Source organism: Streptomyces sp. NPDC023573 (assembly GCF_055559735.1).
Window position 1 is genome coordinate 26,718 of record NZ_JBVHKB010000005.1, and the last position, 20,685, is coordinate 47,402.

Annotated in this window: 14 protein-coding genes; 9 read left to right on the top strand and 5 right to left on the bottom strand. The window is 72.5% G+C overall.

What is annotated here, in order from left to right; genetic code table 11:
* Window positions 1–138: 138 nt before the first annotated feature.
* The gene (gene mycP / locus ACZ32T_RS17165; RefSeq protein WP_467368035.1) at window positions 139–1,401 is read right to left on the bottom strand and encodes a type VII secretion-associated serine protease mycosin; all 1,263 of its coding nucleotides are present in this window, start codon (window positions 1,399–1,401) and stop codon (window positions 139–141) included.
* A 17-nt stretch (window positions 1,402–1,418) separates the two neighbouring features.
* Entirely contained in the window at window positions 1,419–2,951 is a 1,533-nt protein-coding gene (gene eccB, locus ACZ32T_RS17170; protein WP_467367621.1) for a type VII secretion protein EccB, read from the bottom strand.
* Window positions 2,952–3,134: 183 nt separating this feature from the next.
* Between eccB and eccE the strand changes: the two genes are divergently transcribed.
* The 9 genes from eccE (at window position 3,135) to ACZ32T_RS17215 (ending at window position 14,893) form a co-directional block, all read left to right on the top strand.
* Complete coding sequence (gene eccE, locus ACZ32T_RS17175) at window positions 3,135–4,475, top strand: type VII secretion protein EccE (RefSeq protein WP_467367623.1); 1,341 nt, start codon at window positions 3,135–3,137, stop codon at window positions 4,473–4,475.
* Window positions 4,472–5,182: a hypothetical protein gene (locus tag ACZ32T_RS17180; RefSeq protein WP_401514930.1), complete on the top strand. Its 711-nt coding sequence runs from the start codon at window positions 4,472–4,474 to the stop codon at window positions 5,180–5,182. Before eccE ends, ACZ32T_RS17180 begins: the two co-directional genes overlap by 4 nt.
* An 82-nt stretch (window positions 5,183–5,264) precedes the next feature.
* A complete protein-coding gene (locus ACZ32T_RS17185; RefSeq protein WP_203182782.1) occupies window positions 5,265–5,498 on the top strand; it encodes a DUF397 domain-containing protein in 234 nt (77 codons plus the stop codon).
* A 354-nt stretch (window positions 5,499–5,852) separates the two neighbouring features.
* Window positions 5,853–8,756 carry an SCO5717 family growth-regulating ATPase gene (locus ACZ32T_RS17190; RefSeq protein WP_467367627.1) on the top strand — a complete coding sequence of 968 codons (2,904 nt, stop codon included), beginning with the start codon at window positions 5,853–5,855 and terminating at the stop codon, window positions 8,754–8,756.
* A gap of 197 nt (window positions 8,757–8,953) precedes the next feature.
* Complete coding sequence (locus ACZ32T_RS17195; RefSeq protein WP_467367629.1) at window positions 8,954–10,828, top strand: ABC transporter substrate-binding protein; 1,875 nt, start codon at window positions 8,954–8,956, stop codon at window positions 10,826–10,828.
* A 3-nt stretch (window positions 10,829–10,831) separates the two neighbouring features.
* Window positions 10,832–11,923: an ABC transporter permease gene (locus ACZ32T_RS17200; RefSeq protein WP_467367631.1), complete on the top strand. Its 1,092-nt coding sequence runs from the start codon at window positions 10,832–10,834 to the stop codon at window positions 11,921–11,923.
* Window positions 11,920–12,840, top strand: a complete 921-nt coding sequence (locus ACZ32T_RS17205) for an ABC transporter permease (RefSeq protein ID WP_467367633.1) — start codon at window positions 11,920–11,922, stop codon at window positions 12,838–12,840. The genes ACZ32T_RS17200 and ACZ32T_RS17205 overlap by 4 nt, the downstream gene beginning before the upstream one ends.
* Window positions 12,837–13,898, top strand: a complete 1,062-nt coding sequence (locus ACZ32T_RS17210; protein WP_467270685.1) for an ABC transporter ATP-binding protein — start codon at window positions 12,837–12,839, stop codon at window positions 13,896–13,898. Before ACZ32T_RS17205 ends, ACZ32T_RS17210 begins: the two co-directional genes overlap by 4 nt.
* Window positions 13,895–14,893, top strand: a complete 999-nt coding sequence (locus tag ACZ32T_RS17215) for an oligopeptide/dipeptide ABC transporter ATP-binding protein (protein WP_467270684.1) — start codon at window positions 13,895–13,897, stop codon at window positions 14,891–14,893. The genes ACZ32T_RS17210 and ACZ32T_RS17215 overlap by 4 nt, the downstream gene beginning before the upstream one ends.
* Here ACZ32T_RS17215 and ACZ32T_RS17220 read toward each other — a convergent pair.
* The 3 genes from ACZ32T_RS17220 to ACZ32T_RS17230 all read right to left on the bottom strand — a co-directional run bounded on the left by ACZ32T_RS17220 (window position 14,890) and on the right by ACZ32T_RS17230 (window position 20,648).
* Entirely contained in the window at window positions 14,890–16,014 is a 1,125-nt protein-coding gene (locus ACZ32T_RS17220; protein ID WP_467367635.1) for an XdhC family protein, read from the bottom strand. The two genes, ACZ32T_RS17215 and ACZ32T_RS17220, sit on opposite strands and share 4 nt — an antisense overlap.
* 79 nt (window positions 16,015–16,093) lie before the next feature.
* Window positions 16,094–17,047 carry a bifunctional riboflavin kinase/FAD synthetase gene (locus ACZ32T_RS17225; protein ID WP_467367637.1) on the bottom strand — a complete coding sequence of 318 codons (954 nt, stop codon included), beginning with the start codon at window positions 17,045–17,047 and terminating at the stop codon, window positions 16,094–16,096.
* A 43-nt stretch (window positions 17,048–17,090) separates the two neighbouring features.
* Entirely contained in the window at window positions 17,091–20,648 is a 3,558-nt protein-coding gene (locus ACZ32T_RS17230) for a S1 family peptidase (protein WP_467367639.1), read from the bottom strand.
* Between the last annotated feature and the right edge of the window lie 37 nt (window positions 20,649–20,685).

Here is a 20,685-nt window from a genome sequence, read left to right on the forward strand (position 1 = left end):
TTCCCCGTTTCCCCGTTTGCTCAGTCCGTTTCACGTTGCTATCGCACCCGCGCGAACAGGACTGACCCCATAGCATCACTCTAGCCAATGGCACTGACAGGACCAACTGTCTTGTCCATCACGTAACTTCCCGGGGCCTCACGCGCCGCCCGGTCGCCCCTGCCGTCGCTGCCTGTCGCGTACGGCCACTGCCGCGCCCGCGATGGCGGCGACCAGGACCCCTCCGCCCACCACGACGTACGTCGCGAGCCGGGAGTTGCGTTCCTCGGCGGTTTCGCCCAGGTGGACGACGGCCGGAGACGGGGCCTCGCCCTTGCTCACACCTTCGTGTGCCACCGGTTTCTCGATGGGCTTGTCATCCTCGGTGAGCGCGCGCACCGGGTCGACGACGCCCCAGCCGACCAGGTGGTCCTTGCCCGCGATCGAGCGTTCCGCCGTCTGCTCGATCTGGGCGACGATTTGCTCCTGCGTCCAGTCCTTGTGCTTGGCCTTGATAAGGGCCGCGACCCCGGCGACGTACGGGGCCGAGAAGCTGGTGCCGTTGTCGGAGCAGTGGCCCCCGCCGGGGACCGTCGAGACGATGTCCACGCCCGGTGCCGAGACGCCGACGTCGCCGGACTGGGAGAAGGCGGCACGTTCGTTGTTGCGGTCCGAGGCACCCACGGACAGGACGCCCTCGTACGAGGCCGGGTAGGTCTTCTTGATGTTGCCGCCCAGCCCGTCGTTGCCGGCCGAGGCGACGACCACGATCTCCTTGGCCAGGGCGGCGTCCACCGCCTGCTCCAGGAGGGGCGTGGGCTTCACCGCGTCAGCCGTGTCCTGGGAGATGTTGATGACGTCCGCCCTGCCCTGTCCGGCGGCGTAGTTGATGGCGTCCGCCAGCGTCTCCGCCGTCCCGTGGCCCTCGGCGTCGTTCTGCTGGATCGGGATGATCGTCGCGTCGGGAGCGAGGCCGGTGAAGCCGGTGCCCTTCGCCTCCCGCGCGGCGATGATGCCGGCGACCTTGGTGCCGTGGCCGACCACGTCGGTGGTGCCGTTCTCCTTGCCGCGCTCGATCTTGTTGCCGCTCTCGTCCTTGAGGTTCTTCGGCAGGTAGTTGCGGCCGCTCCCGGCGTCCACGGCCCTCGTGAGCTGCGGGTTCTTGATGTCGACACCGGTGTCGATGACCGCGACGCGTACGCCCTTGCCGGTGGACTGCTCCCACAGTTCGTCCATCAGCACGCGCTGGAGTGCCCAGGGCCGGCCCGTGTACATCTTCGAGTCCGGGCCGAAGGTGCACTGGGTGGAGTCGTCGGCGGCTGCGGGCAGCACCGGCAGCGAGACGAGGAGGACCGCCGTGGCGGCCGCGGTCGTCAGCAACCGCCGCCGGCGTGAAGAGTATGAGGAGCAGGAAGCGTCCATGGTCACGTGGCCGCTCCTCACGAGCCCTGCGGCTGGCGGGCCGCGCCCGTCGACAGGCGGGGGCCGGTCGGCAGGAAGGTGGACCAGGCGGCGGGGACGGGCGCGGGTTCGACGTCCTTGTACCCGAGGTGGTTCTGCGCCTGCTGTGCCTCCTGCTGGCTCTGCTTCTTCTCCTCCTGTGTGCCTGACTCACCGATGCCGGAGTCACCCTGCACGCTGTCCCCGTTGGACTGCATGGCATAGCGCAGCCCGGTGTCGGTCACGAGGAAGAGAGGGCCGGAGTCGGGGCTCGATCCCTTGAACTGCCGGAAGAGCTGCCCGGATCCGGGGGTGGCGTAAGCACTGCTGGAGCCGGTGGGGAGCGTGGCGGGGAAGCTCGTGCCCGCCCAGGTGCTGAGGGTGGTGGCTCCGCTCTTGTCCGAGACACCGCGCAGGACGTTGCACACGGTGTTGCGGCTTCCGCTCTCCGTGCTCGCGGAGTTGACGGGCGTCGGCTCGCTCGTGGGCCAGTTCTTCTCCTGCCCGAACGCCTCACCGGGCTCGAACGCTCCGGCGCTGACCTGCTTCGCCTGGCCGTCCTGGTCGAGGCCGACCAGGTCGCGGCTGCTGAGCAGGAGTTTGGCGACGAAGTCGGACACCGGGGCGACCCTGCCCGGCAGGACCACGTACTGCTGGGTTCCGGTGCCGGAGGTCGCCGCGAGGATCATGCCGACCTTGTTGTCCTCGGCCTGGAGGATTCCCGGAACGCCCGCGTCGGTACCGGGCGTTCCCTCGATGGTCGGAATGGCGACAGCGTCTCCCTTGTGCAGGGTGTCCAGCCAGTCGGCGGACACCCGCTGAGGGTCACGGTCCGGGCCGACCAGGGTGCGCAGCAGGAGTTCGTCGTTCTTCACCGCGTACGCGGTGCCCGTGGCGTCCACGATGTAGCGGGGCTTGTCCGGCCCAGGGCCCTCGACGTACATGAGCTCGCCGCCCCGCAGCTTGCCCTTGCCCTCGGTCTTGCTCTGCTCGCGCTCCGCGAAGACGAACGCCGCCTTCTGTATGGCCCTGCCGCCCTCGCCGGGCCGCTCGCAGACCGCCCAGCGCTTGGCGGAGCCGGCTTCCTTCGGGTCGGGCAGGCGGTCCGGGGCGTAGGGAATCCCGAGGGTCGCCCCGTGCGGGATCTTGCCGTTGTCGAGGACCGACTCGTCGACGTTGATGACCTTGCCCTTGTCCGGTGCGAGGAGGAGCTTGGCGCTGGACATGTTCAGGACGGGGTGGAGCTGGGTCTTGCCGTCGGTCTTCAACACCACGTAGCGGGTGGTGGATTTGCTGGCGATGATGACGTTCTCGTACGGGGTGTCCCACTTCTGGGGCGCCACGGGTTTGAACATCCCCCAGGCTCCGAACACCGCCAGGACGACCACGCCGACGATCGCTCCGGGCACCACCGCGCGAAGAGGGCGCGGCGCGCCCTCCTCCGAGCCGGACGGGTGGGGCTGCAGGAACTGTGCGACCAACCTCCGCTTCGCGAAGGTGTAGGCATTGAGTTCGTCCCGCCGTGATGCCATGTGCGCGCTGCCCCTTCTCCCCAGTGGGCGACCAGGTTCCCACACCCGCCGTGGGCCGCTGCCGTCGACCGGGACCCCTACTATGCCTGTTGGCACTTGGCATTCACCGCTCAGGTAGGGTGATCGCCCGATCAACGCCCGTGAAAAAAACGGTGAATACGGACACGAGGGGGCAACGCGGCGATGGCTGCAGCGACGGGCGAGCGCACGAGGCGGTCAAGCCGGCGAACCCCCGCCCCTTCCCGGCGGCAACGCAGCAACGGACCGGACGGATCCGCTCCCCGTCAGCCGGGGAACACCCCCGCCGCGACCACTCTGCATTCGATCTCCAGGACCGGCCGCGTCGGGCCCGCGCTGCGCCAGCTGGTGCTCGTCGAGGCCGCCTTGGCGGTCGCCGTGGTCGGTGCCGCGCTCGGCGGCGCCTGGATGATCCCCGCCGGTGTGATCGCCGCGCTGCTGATCCTCCTCGCGGTGGTACGCCGCCGGGGCAGGGCCGTGCAGGACTGGCTGTCGACCGTGTCGTCCCTCCGCCGTCGCAGGCGGTCCGCCACGGCGTCCTCCCCCGAGACGGAGCCGCAGCTGGCGCCGGTGGCGGAGAGCGTTCCGGGGTTCGCTCCCTACATCTATGTGGACGGTGCCCGCCGCACGGTGGGCATGGTCGGGGACGGGACGTTCCTGACCGCCGTCGTGCGGGTCGAGGCGAGCGGTGAGTCGCTCCGTCAGGCCATGGGAGCCCGGGCGCTTCCGCTGTCCCTCCTGGGTGACGCGCTCGCGGTGGACGACATCGTGCTGGAGTCCGCGCAGCTGGTGCAGCAGGTGCGGCCCGCTCCGGCGCCGCACCTGCCGGAGCGGTCGGTGGCCAGGCTGTCGTACGCGCCCCTCCAGGACCGGACCGGGGCGCCCGCGCTGCGGATGACCTGGGTGGCGGTGAAGCTGGATCCGGAGCTCTGCCGGGAGGCCGTGGAGGCGCGCGGTGGCGGGCTCGGAGGGGCTCAGCGCTGTCTGGTGCGGGTCGCGGACCATGTGGCGAGCCGGATCACCGGCGCCGGATTCCGGGCCTCGGTGCTGGACCAGGACGAGCTGAATTCCGCCGTGGCCACGTCCGCGTGTGCGAATCCCATCCTGTCGGCGCGCGCCGGGCGTCCGGATGCCGCGCCGCAGCGGCGGACGACGGAGACCACGCGGGTCTGGCGCTGCGACGACCGGTGGCACACCACCTACGCCGTGGACCGCTGGCCCGAGCTCGGCCGGGGAGCGACCCCGCTGCCGCGGCTCGTGGCGCTGCTGACCTCGGTGCCCGCGTACGCGACGACGTTCAGCCTGACGGTGCGCCGCGGGGCGCACCAGGGGCACATGTCCGTGCGCGGCCATGTACGGATCACCGGTGGCTCCGACACCGAACTGGTCGGGGTGCGGAGGACTTTGGAGCAGGCCGCCCGGCACGCGGAGGTCGGTCTCGTACGGCTGGACCGCGAGCAGCTGCCGGGTGTCCTGGCCACGCTCCCGCTGGGAGGCGCGCAGTGACGAAGCACATCGCTCCGAGGCGGGGGCTGCTGGGGCCGCGCCATGCCGGTCACACCCTGGCCGCGGACCATCTGGGCGCGCTGTCGTTGCCGGTGGGGGACGACGGCGTGATCATCGGGGACGACGCCGAGGGGCGCCCGCAGATGATCGGGTTCCACCGGCCGGCGCCGTACGACGTCCTGTTGATCGGCGGTCTGTGGACCGCGCAGGTCCTGGCGCTGCGCGCGGCCGGTACGGGTGCGCGGGTGGCGGTCGAGACGGGCCGCACCCAGGCGTGGACCACGCTGGCGCAGGCCGCCGGCGCCGGTCTCGAGTGCGTCTCGCTCCATGACGTGGGGCGGGTACCGCCGACCGGTGCGACCGTGGGCAGCCCCGTGGTGGTGGTGCGCGACTGCGGTATGCGTCCGCCCCGCGGCCGGGTGGTGTCCTCGCCGTGGCAGTCGGTGCTGACGCTGCTGCCCTATCTGAGCCCCGTGGCCCCCCGGTTGATGCGGGCGGCGACCCTCGTGGGTGTTCAGCGGGTGTCGCCGGAGGAGGCGCAGCAGATCGGCCGGATCCTGGGGCTCGCGCGCGCCGAGAGCGAGGCGCTGCCCACCCTGGCGGACGGTGTCACCCTCTGGGTGGCGGGCCGTGAGCGCCACTGGGTGATGACCAGCGCGACGGACGTGGAGACCGGATTGCTGGGCACCGCCCGCAGGATGGACTGAATACGTCCCGTTCGGGCCCCGGACCGGCCGCTTTTCAGGATCATTGCGGGGAACGACACAGTTCGACCGAAGGGACGTGCGCATGGGCACCCAGCAGGAAAAGGACGAGCTCTACGCTCTCGACATCTCGGATGTGGAGTGGCTGAGCGCGCCCGGTACCGAGGACGTCGAGGAACGGGTCGAGATCGCCCACCTCCCTGGGGGCGCGGTCGCGATGCGGTCGTCGTTGGACCCGGGGACCGTGCTGCGCTATACGGAGGCGGAGTGGCGGGCGTTCGTGCTGGGCGCCCGGGACGGGGAATTCGACCTCAAGTAGGCGACCGCGCGGCGAGGGGGCGGCGGTCGTGGACCGCCGCCCCCTCGCCGCGCCCCGCCGCCCGTCGAGCCCGCCGCTTCGCCTTGCCCCGCCCCGTCCTCGATGCCGCAGGACCGTGTTCCGCCACGCCCGCTCCGTGCGTGAGCCGAGCGTGACCTACGGGACAGCGGTCGCGAGCGATACGGCCTGCCGTAGTGCACCCCATGGCGATTAGGGTGGGTGGGGGCGCGGCAGAGGAACCTGCGGGCAGGCACTGCGCGTCGCAAGGGGGAGAGCCGGGCGGACCGGACATTACGGGAACGGTCGCCCCCACCCACCACGGCACAAGGGTGCTCGACCACACCAGGAGGCAAAGTGAACGGCGATCGGGACGAGATCAGCGGGGGATGGAACATGCCCGTCGACGAGTCGTCCGACGCGGATCCCGCCGAGATGACGGGTGAGTTCACCATCGACTACACCCCGCCCGCCTGGTACACGCAGAACGCGCCGGGTGACTCCTCGGGAGGGACGGGGTCACACCTGACGCCGCCTCCGCCGCCTCAGGGGGCGCCGTTGTCCGTACCGGCACCGTCGGCTTCCGAGCCCGTCTGGCCGCCGGATTTCTCGGTCGGGCTGCCCGAAGCGGCATCGTCCGCCTCACCCCAGCCGTCACCGCCTTCCTCCGAGCCCGCTCCCCCGGCACCGGCGCCGGCTTCGTCCAACGAGCCCGCTCCCCCGAAGCCGGCGTCGGTTTCTCCCGCGGCGGGCTCCGAGGAGCCTGCCGCCGCGCCGGATCCCTTCGGCGGCGGCGATGTGGAGAGCGGCGCGACCATGCGGTTCTCACCTGCCGCGCTGAAGCAGGAGATCGCCGAGCGCGAGGCGGCGAAGGCCGGTGCGGAGGCCGTGTCCACGGGTTCCGGTTCCGCCGGATCCACACCGGGTTCCGCGCCGTCCGAGGCCGCCGGTGCGGGCTCGGACGGGCCCGTGAGGGAACAGGGCTCCGCAGCATCCGACGAAGATCCCGAGACGTCCGGAGCGCCTGGAGCGGCCGAGGACTCCGAAGAGGACACCGGCGAGGCAGGCGCCCAGGGGGACGCGGCACAGGCTCCCGCAGGGGACGAGACGGACGACGAGCCGTCGGACTCCGTGACCGACGCGGCATCCCGGAACACACCACCGGCAGGTGCACCGTCGGGTGTCACACCGTCCGCCGACGCACCGCCTCATGGCGCCGTCCCGGCGAACGCACCCGCCCCGTGGACGCCCGCGCCTCCCGCGCAAGGCGCCCTTCCGCCGCTGCCGCCCGCCTTCCAGCCGGCCGCACCGCAGCCGAGCGCCCCTCAGCCCGCGCAGCAGTGGCCCGCGCAGCAGCCACCCGCTCCGGCCGCCGGCGCGGCGGGCGGCTACGGCTTCCCGCAGGCTCCCGCGCCGCCGCCCGCGCAGCCGTCCCCGCCGGCTCCCCAGCAGCCGGTCCAGCCGAACGCGCCCGCACCGCAGGGTGGTTACGGCTTCCCGCAGGCGCCGCAGCAGGGCGGCTACGGGTTCCCTCAGGCTCCGCAGCAGCAGTATCCCGCCCAGGGTGCGCCCCAACTGCCCCCGGGTGCGCAGCCGCAGGGCGGCTACGGCTTCCCTGCTCCGCAGGCCGGCCAGCAGCCCCCGCACCTCCCCGCGCAGGGTGCCCCGCTCCCCCCGCAGCAGCCGGCTCCCCCGGGCACACCGAACCTGCCTGCCCAGCAGCAGCAGCAGCCCGAGGCCTACCAGCCCCGGCCGCCCGCGCCCCAGGCCCCGCCGGTCGACCCGCGCACCGGCGCCGCCTGGCCGACGCCCGTCACTCATGACCAGCGCGAGCGCTCGGTGCCGGGCGCCCCGCTCGGCTACACGGCCGCGGTGGAGCTGTCGTCGGACCGGCTGGTCCGGGGCAAGCAGAAGGCCAAGAGCAGCCGTACGCCGTCCGCCGCCTCCCGCTTCAAGCTGGGCGGGAAGAAGGAGGAGATCGAGCGGCAGCGCAAGCTGGAGCTGATCCGTACGCCGGTGCTGTCGTGCTACCGGATCGCGGTCATCAGCCTCAAGGGTGGCGTCGGCAAGACCACGACGACCACCGCCCTCGGCTCGACCCTGGCCACCGAGCGGCAGGACAAGATCCTCGCCATCGACGCCAACCCGGACGCCGGCACGCTCGGACGCAGGGTGCGCCGCGAGACCGGGGCGACCATCCGCGACCTGGTCCAGGCGATCCCGTACCTCAACTCGTACATGGACATCCGCCGCTTCACCTCACAGGCTCCCTCGGGCCTGGAGATCCTCGCCAACGACGTGGACCCGGCGGTCTCCACCACCTTCAACGACGAGGACTACCGCCGGGCGATCGACATCCTGGGCAAGCAGTACCCGATCATCCTCACCGACTCGGGCACCGGCCTGCTCTACAGCGCGATGCGCGGGGTGCTGGACCTCGCCGACCAGCTGATCATCATCTCGACGCCGTCCGTCGACGGCGCCTCGAGCGCGTCGACCACGCTGGACTGGCTGTCGGCGCACGGCTACGCGGAGCTGGTGCAGCGCTCCCTGACCGTGATCTCCGGTGTCCGCGAGACCGGCAAGATGATCAAGGTCGACGACATCGTGCAGCACTTCGAGACGCGCTGCCGCGGTGTCGTGGTCGTACCGTTCGACGAGCACCTGTCGGCGGGCGCCGAGGTGGACCTCGACATGATGCGGCCGAAGACCCGGGAGGCCTACTTCAACCTCTCCGCGCTCGTCGCCGAGGACTTCCAGCGCGCCCAGCAGCAGCAGGGGCTGTGGACGGCCGACGGCACCAGCCCGCCGCCGCAGTACGCCCCGCCGATGCCGGGTCAGCAGACGCCCGGTCAGCAGGTGCCCGGCCAGCAGCCGTACGCACCCCAGCCCGGTCAGCCGTACCCGGGGCAGCAGCCGTACCCCGGACAGCCGTACCCCGGGCAGCCGCAGCAGCCGTATCCGCCCCAGCAGCCGTACGGCGGGCAGCAGTACGGAGGCCAGCAGCCTCCGCCCCAGCAGCCCGCCGCGCCGCAGCAGGCCTACCCGCCGCACGCCGGCCCGGGTGTGCAGAACAACGGCTGGCAGCAGCCGCTGCCACCGCAGGCGCAGCCCGGCGCGGGACAGGCCGGGCCGCCTCCGCCGCCCGGGCAGCACGATGGCCAGGCACATCAGCCAGGGCAGCCCGAACTGCAAGGCCCGGTTCCGCCTGCGGGCCGGCAGCAGCACCCTCCGCAGCCGCCGCCGGCGCCTCAGCAGTAAGGCAGTAGAGGTCTAAACCAATGAGGGCCCGCACCGTTCACACGGTGCGGGCCCTCCTTGCATTCCCGCAGACCACACGCGGTTTGGCGGACCGTTGACGCGACTCGACCGCCGCTGATAAACCTTCGCTTCACCAGCTGGCGAACCAGAGATCTGCCCGCCTTCACCATGCGAGTCATGACGCGAGGTCCACGTCCATGGTCACAAGATTCCCACCACGCCCGTCCCGCCCACGCGGCCGACTGCGTATCCTCCTCGCCTCCGGAGCCGCCGCCCTGGCGCTGGCCGCCGGATCGGTCGTCCCCGGAAACCCGCTCGCCCCCGCCCCTCAGGAGGCGCAGGCCGCCGACGGCACGTCGACGCTGACGGTCGCGGTCGCGCAGAGCGTCGACTCCCTGAGCCCGTTCCTCGCGCAGCGGCTCGTCTCCACGAGCATCAGCCGGCTGATGTATGACTTCCTGACCAACTACGACGCCAAGGACAACCACACGATCCCCGGGCTCGCCACGAAGTGGGAGCCGTCCGCGGACAAGCTGACGTGGACGTACACCATCCGGGACGACTCGAAGTGGTCGGACGGCGAGAAGGCCACCGCAGAGGACGCGGCGTGGACCTTCAACAAGATGATGACGGACGAGGGCGCCGCGACGTCGAACGGCAGCTTCGTCTCCAACTTCAAGAAGGTGACCGCGCCCAGCCCGGAGAAGCTGGTCATCGAGCTGAAGCAGCCTCAGGCCACGATGACGGCGCTGGACGTGCCCATCATTCCCCGGCACGTCTGGGAGAAGGTCGGTGACTTCTCGAAGTTCAACAACGACACGAAGTTCCCCATCGTCGGCAACGGGCCGTTCATCCTGACGGACTACAAGGTCGACAGCTATGTGAAGCTCAAGGCCAACAAGGACTTCTGGCGGGGCTCGCCCAAGTTCGACGAGCTCGTCTTCCGGTACTACAAGGACCAGGACGCAGCGGTCGCCGCCCTCCGAAAGGGTGAAGTTTCCTTCGTCGCCGGAAGCCCGAGCCTGACCCCCGCGCAGGCCGCGTCGCTGAAGTCGGCCGACAACATCAAGGTCAACGACGCCCCCGGCCGGCGCTTCTACGCACTGGCCACCAACCCCGGCGCGCAGACCAGGGACGGCAAGAAGTTCGGCGACGGGCACCCGGCGCTCCAGGACCAGAAGGTCCGTCAGGCGCTGTTCATGTCCGTGGACCGTACGGCCATCATCGACAAGGTCTTCCAGGGGTACGCCATAGAGGGCGAGGGCTACATCCCGCCCCGCTACGGCACGTACTTCTGGAAGCCGACGGCCGGACAGAAGCTCGCCTACGACCCGGCGAAGGCGGGCGCCCTCCTCGACGAGGCGGGATACAAGAAGAACAGCGCGGGCAAGCGGACCGGCAAGGACGGCAAGCCGCTCGACTTCCGCATCCTGTGCCACGCCACGGACCCCAACGACAAGGCGATCGGCAAGTACCTCCAGGAGTGGTGGGGCGAGCTCGGCATCGGCCTGAAGGTCGACTGCCGGGACAACGTCTCCGACCCCTGGTACGCCGGTGAGTACGACCTCGCCTTCGACGGCTGGTCCGTCAACCCGGACCCCGACTTCGTCATGTCGATCCACACCTGCGCCGCGCTCCCGGCCAAGGCGAAGCAGACCGCGGCGACCGACAACTTCATCTGCGACAAGCAGTACGACGAGCTCTACGCGAAGCAGCTGGCCGAATACGACCCCGCCAAACGGGCCGACCTGGTGAAGCAGATGGAGTCGCGGCTGTACGACACGGGATACATGAATGTCATGGCGTACCCGAATGCCGTCGAGGCCTACCGCACCGACCAGATCGAGTCCATCACGACCATGCCCTCGGACGCGGGCAACATCTACGGTCAGGACGGTTACTGGAGCTGGTGGTCGGCGGTCCCGGCCGCCGGTGCGTCGGGCGGCTCGTCCGGCGACAGCGGCAGCTCCACCGGAGTCCTCGTCGGTGTCGGTATCGCTGTAGTCGTCCTCGCCGGTGGCGGGCTGCTGTTCGCCATGCGTCGTCGTTCCACCGCGGAAGACCGTGAATAGTCCATGAGCACAGAAAGCACTCCCGCGCTCGTGAAGGGCGCGGCGGGCGTGGACGCTGTGCAGACCGACGGCCCGGCTCCGGCCGGGCCGTCGGCCCGCAGTCCGCGCTCCCGCAGCACGACCGCGTATCTCCGCTATGCGGCGGGCAAGCTGGCCGGTGCGGCCGTCTCGCTGTTCGCCGTGCTCGTCACCAGCTTCTTCCTGTTCCGTCTGATCCCCGGCGACCCGGTCAAGCAGATGACCGGCGGCCGGCAGGTGTCGAACGAGCAGATCGCCGCGATGCGCAAGGAATTCGGCCTGGACCTGCCGCTCTGGCAGCAGTTCACCGAGTACTGCGGCAAGGCCCTGACCGGGGACTTCGGTACGTCGTACCAGTTCCGCGCTCCCGTCATGGACAAGATCAGCGAGGCCCTGCCCGCGACGCTGCTGCTCACCGGCACCGCGTTCGTGATCTACACGGCGATCGGCATCTGGCTGGGTGCCAGGTCCGCCTGGCGCAACGGCTCGGCGGGCGACCGCTTCCACACGGCCTTCGCGCTGACGCTGTACTCGGTGCCCTCGTTCTGGCTCGGACTGCTCCTGATCATCACCCTGTCGGTCGGTATCGGGCCCATCCCCGGTCTCTTCCCGACCGGTGGCATGGAGTCCGGCAGCGAGAGCGGCTTCGCCTACGTCCTCGACGTGGCCCACCACCTCGTGCTGCCGGTCCTCACCCTCGTCGCCGTCGAGTACGCGCGCACCCTGCTGGTGATGCGCTCCTCGCTGCTCGACGAGATGGGCAGCGACTATCTGACGACGGCCCGCGCGAAGGGGCTCCGCGACGACCTCGTACGCCGCCGGCACGCCGTCCCGAACGCGATGCTGCCGACGGTGACGCTGCTCTTCGTCAACCTGGGCAACACGGTGGCCGGTGCCATCCTGGTGGAGACGGTGTTCTCCTGGCCCGGCCTGGGCGGTCTCTTCTACCAGGCGCTGAGCGTCCCCGACCTGCCGCTGGTGCAGGCGCTGTTCTTCATCTTCGCCACCGCGGTGATCCTGATGAACACGCTCGCCGATGTGATCTATCCGCTCCTCGATCCCCGGGTGGGCCGATGACGACCTCGACCGACGCCGCGCCGGCCATCGGCCCGCGCGCGCTGACCTGGGCCCGCCGTCGCCAGGCGGCGGGCCGCTTCTGGCGGCAGTACCGGAGCCACCGGGCGGGCCTGGCCGGTCTGGCCGTGCTCGCGCTGATCGCCCTGACCGCGCTGGCGGCGCCGCTGCTGGTCGGCGCGGACTCGCAGAGCGTCACCGCCGCGCCGGGCGGCGCGCTGGAGTCGCCGAGCGCCGAGTTCCCGCTCGGCACCGACCAGTTCGGACGCAGTCTGCTCGCCCTCCTGGTGTGGGGGACGCGGGTCTCGCTGACCGTCGGCCTGCTCGCCGCCTTCCTCTCGGTGGCCATCGGGACGCTGGTGGGCATCACGGCCGGTCACTTCAAGGGCTGGTACGGCAACGTCGTCATGCGGATCACGGACTGGTTCCTCGTGATGCCGACGCTGGTGCTCGCCATCGCGCTGGCCACCGTGCTCTCGCGGTCCCTGTGGACGACGGTCCTGGCCATCGGCGTGACGACCTGGCCGACGACCGCGCGGCTCGTGCGGGCGCAGACGCTGTCCGTGGAGTCCCGTCCGTACATCGAGCGCTCCAAGGCGCTCGGGGGCGGACACGGCCACATCATGTCCCGCCATGTGCTGCCCAACGTGATGCCGCTGGTGCTCGCACAGACCACGCTGGTGATCTCCACCGCCATCCTCACGGAGGCGACCCTCGCCTTCCTCGGGCTCGGCGATCCCACGATCGTCTCCTGGGGCGGGCTGCTCCAGGACGCCCGTGAGGCCGGAGCGGTCAGCTCCGGCAACTGGTGGTACCTCGCTCCGCCCGGACTCGCCATCGCGGTCGTCGCCCTCGCGTTCACGCTGTGCGGCCGCACCATCGAGACCGTGCTCAACCCCAAGCTGGGGGTATCCCGTTGACCGCCGTGAAGACCGAGAACGTCACGGAGCCGGAGACCGGGCAGCCGCTGCTCGACGTCCGGAACCTGCATGTCACCTACGGCTCCGGGGCGTCGGCCGTCCCCGCCGTACGGGGAGTCGACCTGCGGGTCGAGGCGGGCCAGAAGCTGGGCATCGCCGGGGAGTCCGGGTGCGGGAAGTCGACGCTCGCGCTCGCCCTGCTGAGGCTGCTGCCCGTCACCGCGACCCTGAGCGGTGAGATCCTGCTGGACGGCGAGGACATCCTCACCATGAAGTGGGGGCGGCTGCGCGCCGTGCGCTGGGCGGGGGCGTCGATCGTCTTCCAGGGCGCGATGCACTCGCTGAACGCCGTGCACCGCATCGGGGACCAGATCGCCGAACCGATCCTGCTGCACGGCAGGGGGACCCCGGCGGCCGCCCGCAGGCGCGCCGGTGAGCTGCTGGAGCAGGTGGGGCTGCCGGCCGCGCGCGCGGACGCCTATCCGCACGAGCTGTCGGGCGGTCAGCGCCAGCGCGTGATGATCGCGATGGCGCTGGCCTGCGACCCGCGGCTGATCATCGCCGACGAACCCACCACCGCCCTCGACGTGATGATCCAGGCGCAGATCCTGCGGCTGATCGAACAGCTCGTCAGCGACCAGGACCTCGGACTGATCATGATCAGTCACGATCTGGCGGTGCTCTCCGACACCTGCGACCGGCTGGCGGTGATGTACGCGGGCCGGGTCGTCGAGGAGGGACCGGCCAAGAAGGTCTACGAGAACGCCCGTCACCCCTACAGCAGCGCCCTGTCGGCCGCCTTCCCCCGCATCGGCGACCCGGCGTCGCGGCACGCGCCGCGTGGCCTGCCGGGAGATCCCCCGGACCCCTCGGCGCTGCCCTCCGGCTGTACGTTCCATCCGCGCTGCGCCGCCGCGCTGGACTCCTGTGCCACCGAGGACCAGGAGCTGCGGCCGGCCGGCCCGTCCCGGCGGGCGGCCTGTGTGCTGGTGGAGCCGGAAGCCACCGCGACGCCCGGTCCGCAGGGCGGCACCGAGGAAGCAAGGAGCACCTCATGACGACGACTCCCCCGGCTCCCCTGCTCAGCGCCCAGGCGCTGGAGATCGCGTTCCCCGGGCGGCGGGGGGCGGCGACCGCGCGGGCGGTCGACGGGGTGGACCTCGACATCCGTCCCGGTGAGATCGTCGCCCTGGTCGGCGAATCCGGCTGCGGGAAGACCACGCTGGCCCGGTCCCTGCTCGGCCTGGTGACGCCCACGGCCGGCCGCGTCACGTTCGGCGGCGAGCCCCTCGACTACGCGAGCCGGGCGCTCAAGGCGTACCGCAAGCGGGTGCAGCTGGTGCTCCAGGACCCCAGCGGTTCGCTCAACCCCCGCCACACGGTGTACGACGCGGTGGCGGAGGGCCTGCGCATCCACGGCTACGCGGGCGACGAGCGGGAGGCCGTGTCCGGTGCGCTGGCGCGGGCGGGGCTGCGGCCCCCGGAGCGGTTCTTCCTGCGCTATCCGCACGAGCTGTCCGGCGGTCAGCGCCAGCGCGTCGTGATCGCGGGCGCACTGGTCCTGGAGCCCGAGCTGATCGTCGCGGACGAGCCCGTGGCCTCGCTGGACGCCTCCGTGCGCGGCGAGATCCTCGCGCTCCTGCTGCGGCTGCGGGACGAGCTGGGCCTGTCGGCGCTGGTGGTGACGCATGATCTGGGGCTGGCGTGGAACATCGCGGACCGGGTGGCGGTGATGTATCTCGGCCGGATCGTGGAGACGGGTGACGTCGAGCAGATCCTCACGGCTCCCCGGCACCCGTACACCCAGGCGCTGCTGTCGGTGCTGCCGGAGGCGGACGGTGAGCCGGTGCTGCTGACGGGCGAACCGCCGGACCCCTCGAAGGTCCCGTCCGGCTGCCGCTTCCACGCCCGGTGCCAGATCCTGGCCTCGGGCGAGGCGGAGCGGGCGGGCGTCGCGGACGCGTGCCGCACGAAGGACCTGCCGGTGCTGGAGGGAGGCGGCCTGACCCAGGTGGCCTGCCACTGGGCGGCCGCGGGAGCGGTGGTTTCCTAGGCCAGTGACCGGGCGCCGCCGCGGTCGTGGTGGATCGCGCCGGCCAGCTCCCCCAGGGGGCGGCCGGTGCCGCCCCAGCGGTGCTGGATGATCTCGGCGGCGATGGAGACGGCCGTCTCCTCGGGAGTACGGGCTCCGAGGTCGAGGCCGACGGGTGAGGCGAGGCGGGTCAGTGCGGCCTCGTCCACCCCCGCCTCCCGCAGCCGGGCGGTCCGGTCGGCGTGGGTGCGCCTGCTGCCCATCACCCCGATGTACGCGGCGGGTGTGCGCAGCGCGGCCGCGAGCAGGGGCACGTCGAACTTCGGGTCGTGGGTCAGGACGCAGACGACGGTGCGCGCGTCCACGGGGGTCGACTCCAGGTAGGTGTGCGGCCAGGCGCAGACGACCTCGTCCGCCGTGGGGAAGCGCTCCCGGGTGGCGAAGGCGGGGCGGGCGTCGCACACCGTCACCCGGTAGCCGAGGAAGGATCCGATCCTCGCGGTGGCCGCCGCGTGGTCGATGGCCCCGAAGACGAGCATGCGGGGCGCGGGGGCGTACGTCTGGACGAAGACGGTGACGTCCTGCATCCGGCGCTCGCCGTGCGCGCCGTACCGGACGCTGCCCGTGGCTCCCTGGGCGAGCAGCCCACGCGCGTCGTCGGTGACGGCGGCGTCGAGCCCTTCATCGCCCAGCGAACCGCTGACACGGCCGGTCAGGACCACCCGGCGGGCGCCGGGGCGCGCCGCGCCGGACACCACGGTGGCGAGCGCGACGGGTTTCCCGGCGGCGACGGTGTCGACGAGCTCCCGCAGGCCCTCGCGGTCGGCCGCCGTGACGAAGGGCCGCACCAGGACCTCGATCGTGCCGCCGCAGGTCAGCCCGACGCCGAAGGCCTCGTCGTCGCTGATGCCGTAGGTCCGCAGCTCCGTACGGCCGGTGGTGAGCGTCTCGGTGGCGACCTCGTACACATCGCTCTCCACGCACCCGCCCGAGACGCTGCCCGCCACCGCGCCCGTCGCGGACACCGCCATGAGGGCGCCGGGGGCCCGTGGCGCGCTGCCCCGCACCGCGACGACCGTGGCCAGGGCGAAGGGCGTACCGGCCGTGTGCCAGTCGCGCAGTTCCGACAGCAGTTCACGCATGGGCGGGCGTCCTCCCGGGCTCGCGGGCTCCTGTCCCCCGACCATGCCCCGGTGCCGGCGCGCGCACCACAGGAAGGCGTCAGGCCCGCTCGTACGCCGCGATCAGCTCGCTGGAACGCTTCACGTCGGCGGCCATCGCGACGAGCAGGTCGTCGATCGAGTCGAACTTCAGCATGCCGCGCACATAGGCCAGGAAGTCCACCGCGACGTGCAGCCCGTACAGGTCGAGGCCGACGCGGTCGATCGCGTACGCCTCGACGGTCCGCTCCGTGCCGTCGAACTGCGGGTTCGTGCCCACGGAGATCGCGGCGGGCATCGCCTCGCCGTTCACCGTGAGCCAGCCGGCGTAGACGCCGTCGGCGGGGATGGCGGTGTGCGGCAGGGTCTCCACGTTCGCCGTGGGGAAGCCGAGCTCTCGGCCCCGCTGGGCGCCGCGCACCACGACTCCCTCGACGCGGTGCGGGCGGCCGAGGATCTCCGCGGCCCCTGCGACGTCGCCCTCGGCGATCAGGCGGCGGGTGAGCGTGGAGGAGAACGGCTCGCCGCCGCCCGCGTCACCGCTCACGTAGAGGTCGATGACCTCGACCTGGAAGTCGTACGTCGGGCCGAGCTCGGCGAGGAAGGTGACGTTGCCCGCCGCCCGGTGCCCGAAGCGGAAGTTGGGGCCCTCGATGACCAGCTTCGCGTGCAGCTTGTCGACGAGGACCTTCACGACGAAGTCCGCGGGCGAGAGCTTGGAGAACTCGGAGGTGAACGGCAGGATCAGCACCGCGTCCACCCCGAGGCCGGCCATGAGCTCGGCTCGCCTCTGGTGCGGCGCGAGCAGCGGCGGGTGCGTGCCGGGGCGTACGACCTCGCTGGGGTGCGGGTCGAAGGTGACGACGACACAGGGCACGCCGAGCTCGCGCGCCCGCTCCACGGCACGGCCGATGATCAGCTGGTGTCCGCGGTGCACCCCGTCGTAGGAGCCGATGGTGACGACACTGCGCCCCCAGCCCTCAGGGATGTCCTCCAAGCCACGCCAGCAGTGCACTCTGACCGCTCCTCGCCCGAACCTGTGTACGTGTGTGTGTCCATTACGCAGGTCTAAGACTGCCATGCTCACGTCCCGCGGCCTGCATCGGCATGGGGATCCCGGGCCGTGAGCCGTCCAGTGCCTCCATCGTGCGCCGGGCACCGGGTCCCACGACGGCGGCCCACTCCTGCGGGGCGTCCGCCAGCCAGCGGGTGACGAGGGCCGCGAATCCGGGAACGTCACGGGCGAGTTCGACCAGGCCCCGGTCGAAGCGGGCCGCACCCTCGGGTGTCCGCACGAGAAGCATCCCGGTGCGGTGCACCAGAGCCCGTGTACGGGCCTCGGGGCGGCGGCCGGAGCCTGCCGCGGCCGCCCTCAGCAGGGCGTCGAGGACCTCCGGGTCCCTGCCCTTCTCCTGTTCGAACTCCAGCAGGACCTCCAGCAGCTCCGCCCGCAGCGGCCTCGAAGCGGCGCTGCCCGTGGCGGCGAGCACCCGGGCCAGCGCGGCGCGTACGGCGGGGGGCGCGGGACGGTCCCGCAGCAGCCCTGTCATCAGGGGCAGCAGGAGCGCCCGGGCGGCGGGACTGTGCTCCAGCCGCAGATCCACGTAGGCGGCGGCCTGCGCACCGGACTCCTCGCCGTCGGCCCGGCTGTCGATGTAACGGCGTACGAGATCCGGGGCGTGCAGCGCCAGGGCGGGGGCGTCCAGGGCGGCCAGCTCCCGAAGGACACCGTCGGCGGCCTCCCCGGGCAGCGAGAGGCGGGCGCGCAGCGCGGCCAGTACCGGCTCGGGGTGTTCGGGGAACACCTCCGTGAGCAGGGCCACGGGCAGCCGGGGGTCTCCGGCGGCGAAGAGCCTCAGGGCCTGCGGCAGGTAGCGGCCCCCTGTGCCCGGGTCCCGTACGAGGACGGTGAGCGCCTGGGCGTGCAGGGGTGTGTCGTCCGGCCGGGCCAGCAGGGTGAGCGCCGCCCCGCGCAGCAGGGCGCGGTCGGACGCGGCCAGGTCGCGGGCGGCGGTGAGCGCGGCGTGGACCGCCGCGGCGGCGCGCCGCCCGGGCCGCTCCTCGTCACGCGCCCACCGGTCGACGGCCCGGCAGAGGGCGGTCGGCTCGTCCTCGGCGAGAGTGGTGAGGAGTTCGGCGGCGCGCGGGTGGTCGGCGTCGGCCAGCGCCTCGGTCAGGTCGTCGACGGCGAGGTCCCGGCGGGCGTACAGGAGGGCCTGCGCGGCGGCGGCCACGGTGAGCCGCATCGGCAGGCCCTCCTCGGCCGGCAGTGGGCTCTCGTCGGTGAACCAGCGGCAGAGCAGCGCCTGGACGGTCCTGGGGTGGGCGGCCAGGCGCCGGGAGACGGCGTCCAGATACCGTTCGCCGCCGTCCGCGCGGGGGGCGCCGTCGGCGGGCAGGAGACGGCGCAGGAGGTCGATCCGGTCGGCTTCGGGCAGCCGGATCCGGCGCCAGAACCACGGACCGAACTCCGCGTAGGGGCCGAGCGCGGCCGGGCCGCCGCCGGACAGGGAGCGCCGGGTGATCCGGCCGGCGAGCACCCGCAGCACCCCGAGGCAGGGGCCGGCGTCGGGGACCCTCAGCAGGCTCTCCCGGAGCAGGTGCGCGGCCCACCAGGCGGCGTCGGTGAGCCTCTCCCGCGTGCCCGGGCCGGTGGGCAGGCGGTCCATCGCCTCGATCAGGTCGGCCATGCGGTGGGCGAGGGCCGCGTGCCCCTGCCGCCGCTCCAGCAGGAGCATCGCCTGGAGCACGGGGCCGATGCGGTGACGCGGCACGGGAAGGTTGTGGGGCGCGGCCGGGTCCTGCGGGGCGGGCGCGGGCTCTTCGGGGGCCCCGTCCGCGTGCCAGCGGTGGACCAGCGAGTGCAGCGCCGCGTCCAGGTCGAGGTGCGCGCCCTGCACCCAGTCGCCCAGCTCCTCGTGGGCGAAGCGGTATCCCGATCCCGCAGGGACCAGCAGGCCCTCGGTGAGTACGGCGGAGGCCCAGCCCGTGCGCCAGGGGAAGATCTCCTCGAACGCCGCCCGGTCCAGCTCGCCCTGGCCCGGCCCGAGGCAGCGCCTGGCCGCCTCGTGGACCTGGCCGGCCACCTTCGCCGCCAGTCTGCGGACCGCCGCGCCCCTGAGCCGGGGCTCGCCCTGGGCCCCGATCCGGACGGCGATCCGGACGCAGGCGAGGTCCAGATGTGCGGCGAAGACCTCCTCCGTGCCGGGTCTGCCGGGCACGTCGGGGGGCAGGGCCGCGCGCACCTCGGCGAGCAGGCGCAGCGTGAGCGGATGCCGGTCGTGGCCGGGAGCGATCGCGCCGGGCGGGATGCCGTACCGCTCCGCCGCGCGCTCGGCCTGTTCCGCCGTGAGGTCGCCGAGCCGGACGGCTGGTGGCAGGCCTCCGGCAGGCCGCTCCGGGCGGTGCAGTGTTCCCGGGGGGTACAGCGCGCCGGCGGTCTCCCAGTGCTCGGGGCGGCAGGCGACGACCATCCGCACCTCGTGGGCCCGCAGCCACCCGGCCGTCGCCACGGCCCACCCGGCGAGCCGGTGGGCCAGCAGGGGCGGCATCTCCTCGGGGCCGTCCACGACGACCAGGAGCGGGTTCCCGGAGGCCGCGGCGAGGCGGGCCACCCGCTCGGGGGTGGCCGTCTCCATGTCGCCCCTGGCCCCGGCAGCGGTGATGATCCTGCCGGAGCGCTGCAGCGCGCGGGTCATGGCGTCGGTGACCGAGGTGTCGTCGGCCAGCAGGTCGGCACCGCGCAGCCAGAGCGTCAGTGCGGGCACGGGGCCCCGGGCGCGGCGGTCGGCCAGGGCGGCGAGCTCCGTGGTGCGGCCGGTCCCGGGAGCGCCGACCATGCCGAGCACGGGCCCTGTGCCGGTCTCGAAGGCGGTGAACTCCGCGCTGATCTCGGGGCGTTCCACGACCTCCGTGCCGCAGGGCCGGCTGTCCGCGTGGCCGAGCGAGGTGGCGGTCAGCTGCAGCGCTCCCGCGAGGTTGAGGTCGCGGCCGTATCCCGGAACGCTGTTCGCGTTGCGCCGGAGGACCTCGGCCAGCGGCGCCGGGGCGTCCCGGGGAGCCGGCGGCACCGCGAGCCCCGCGGTCTCGCGTCCGGCGCTCAGCGCGGTCGAGAGAACACCGAGGACGGCCCCGGTGCGCGGGTCCGTCACGGGCCCCCCGACGGCGGCGCCGCCGGACCGCAGAGCGTCGCGCCCGTCCGTACCGAGGGCGAGCTCCAGCGCGTCGCTCACCGGGTGGTCGCGTCCGCCCTCGGAATACGTCGCGGGGGTCGTCCCGAGCACCCTTGCCTCGCGCCAGCCGTGGGCGGCGATCCGCACATAGGTGCCCGTACCGATCTGTTCGCGTACGGCGATGGGGAGCGGCTCCACCCCGAGGGTCCCGGGGCCGCCGGTGCGCAGCAGGGCCAGGCCCAGGGCGGGCAGCTCGGTGATGTCGTCGGGGCCGACGGCGCAGCTGAGGCCGTCGGCGGAGTGCAGCGTCAGGGGCGTGGAGCGGGCGACGGCCTGATGGCTGGTGACGACTGTGCCCCGGTCGTCCGCGACGAATCCGGTTCCCCGCGGCCGGCCGGCCTGATCGCAGATCTTCACAAGTTTCGACCGGTCCCCGCTGCCCATGGTCCGACGGTAGGTCCCGGATGATCGGCACCGGAAA

Coding starts and splice junctions, on each gene's coding strand:
- mycP (WP_467368035.1), bottom strand. CDS start 1,401: ATGGACGCTTCCTGCTCCTCATACTCTTCACGCCGGCGGCGGTTGCTG.
- eccB (WP_467367621.1), bottom strand. CDS start 2,951: ATGGCATCACGGCGGGACGAACTCAATGCCTACACCTTCGCGAAGCGG.
- eccE (WP_467367623.1), top strand. CDS start 3,135: ATGGCTGCAGCGACGGGCGAGCGCACGAGGCGGTCAAGCCGGCGAACC.
- ACZ32T_RS17185 (WP_203182782.1), top strand. CDS start 5,265: ATGGGCACCCAGCAGGAAAAGGACGAGCTCTACGCTCTCGACATCTCG.
- ACZ32T_RS17195 (WP_467367629.1), top strand. CDS start 8,954: ATGGTCACAAGATTCCCACCACGCCCGTCCCGCCCACGCGGCCGACTG.
- ACZ32T_RS17200 (WP_467367631.1), top strand. CDS start 10,832: ATGAGCACAGAAAGCACTCCCGCGCTCGTGAAGGGCGCGGCGGGCGTG.
- ACZ32T_RS17205 (WP_467367633.1), top strand. CDS start 11,920: ATGACGACCTCGACCGACGCCGCGCCGGCCATCGGCCCGCGCGCGCTG.
- ACZ32T_RS17215 (WP_467270684.1), top strand. CDS start 13,895: ATGACGACGACTCCCCCGGCTCCCCTGCTCAGCGCCCAGGCGCTGGAG.
- ACZ32T_RS17220 (WP_467367635.1), bottom strand. CDS start 16,014: ATGCGTGAACTGCTGTCGGAACTGCGCGACTGGCACACGGCCGGTACG.
- ACZ32T_RS17230 (WP_467367639.1), bottom strand. CDS start 20,648: ATGGGCAGCGGGGACCGGTCGAAACTTGTGAAGATCTGCGATCAGGCC.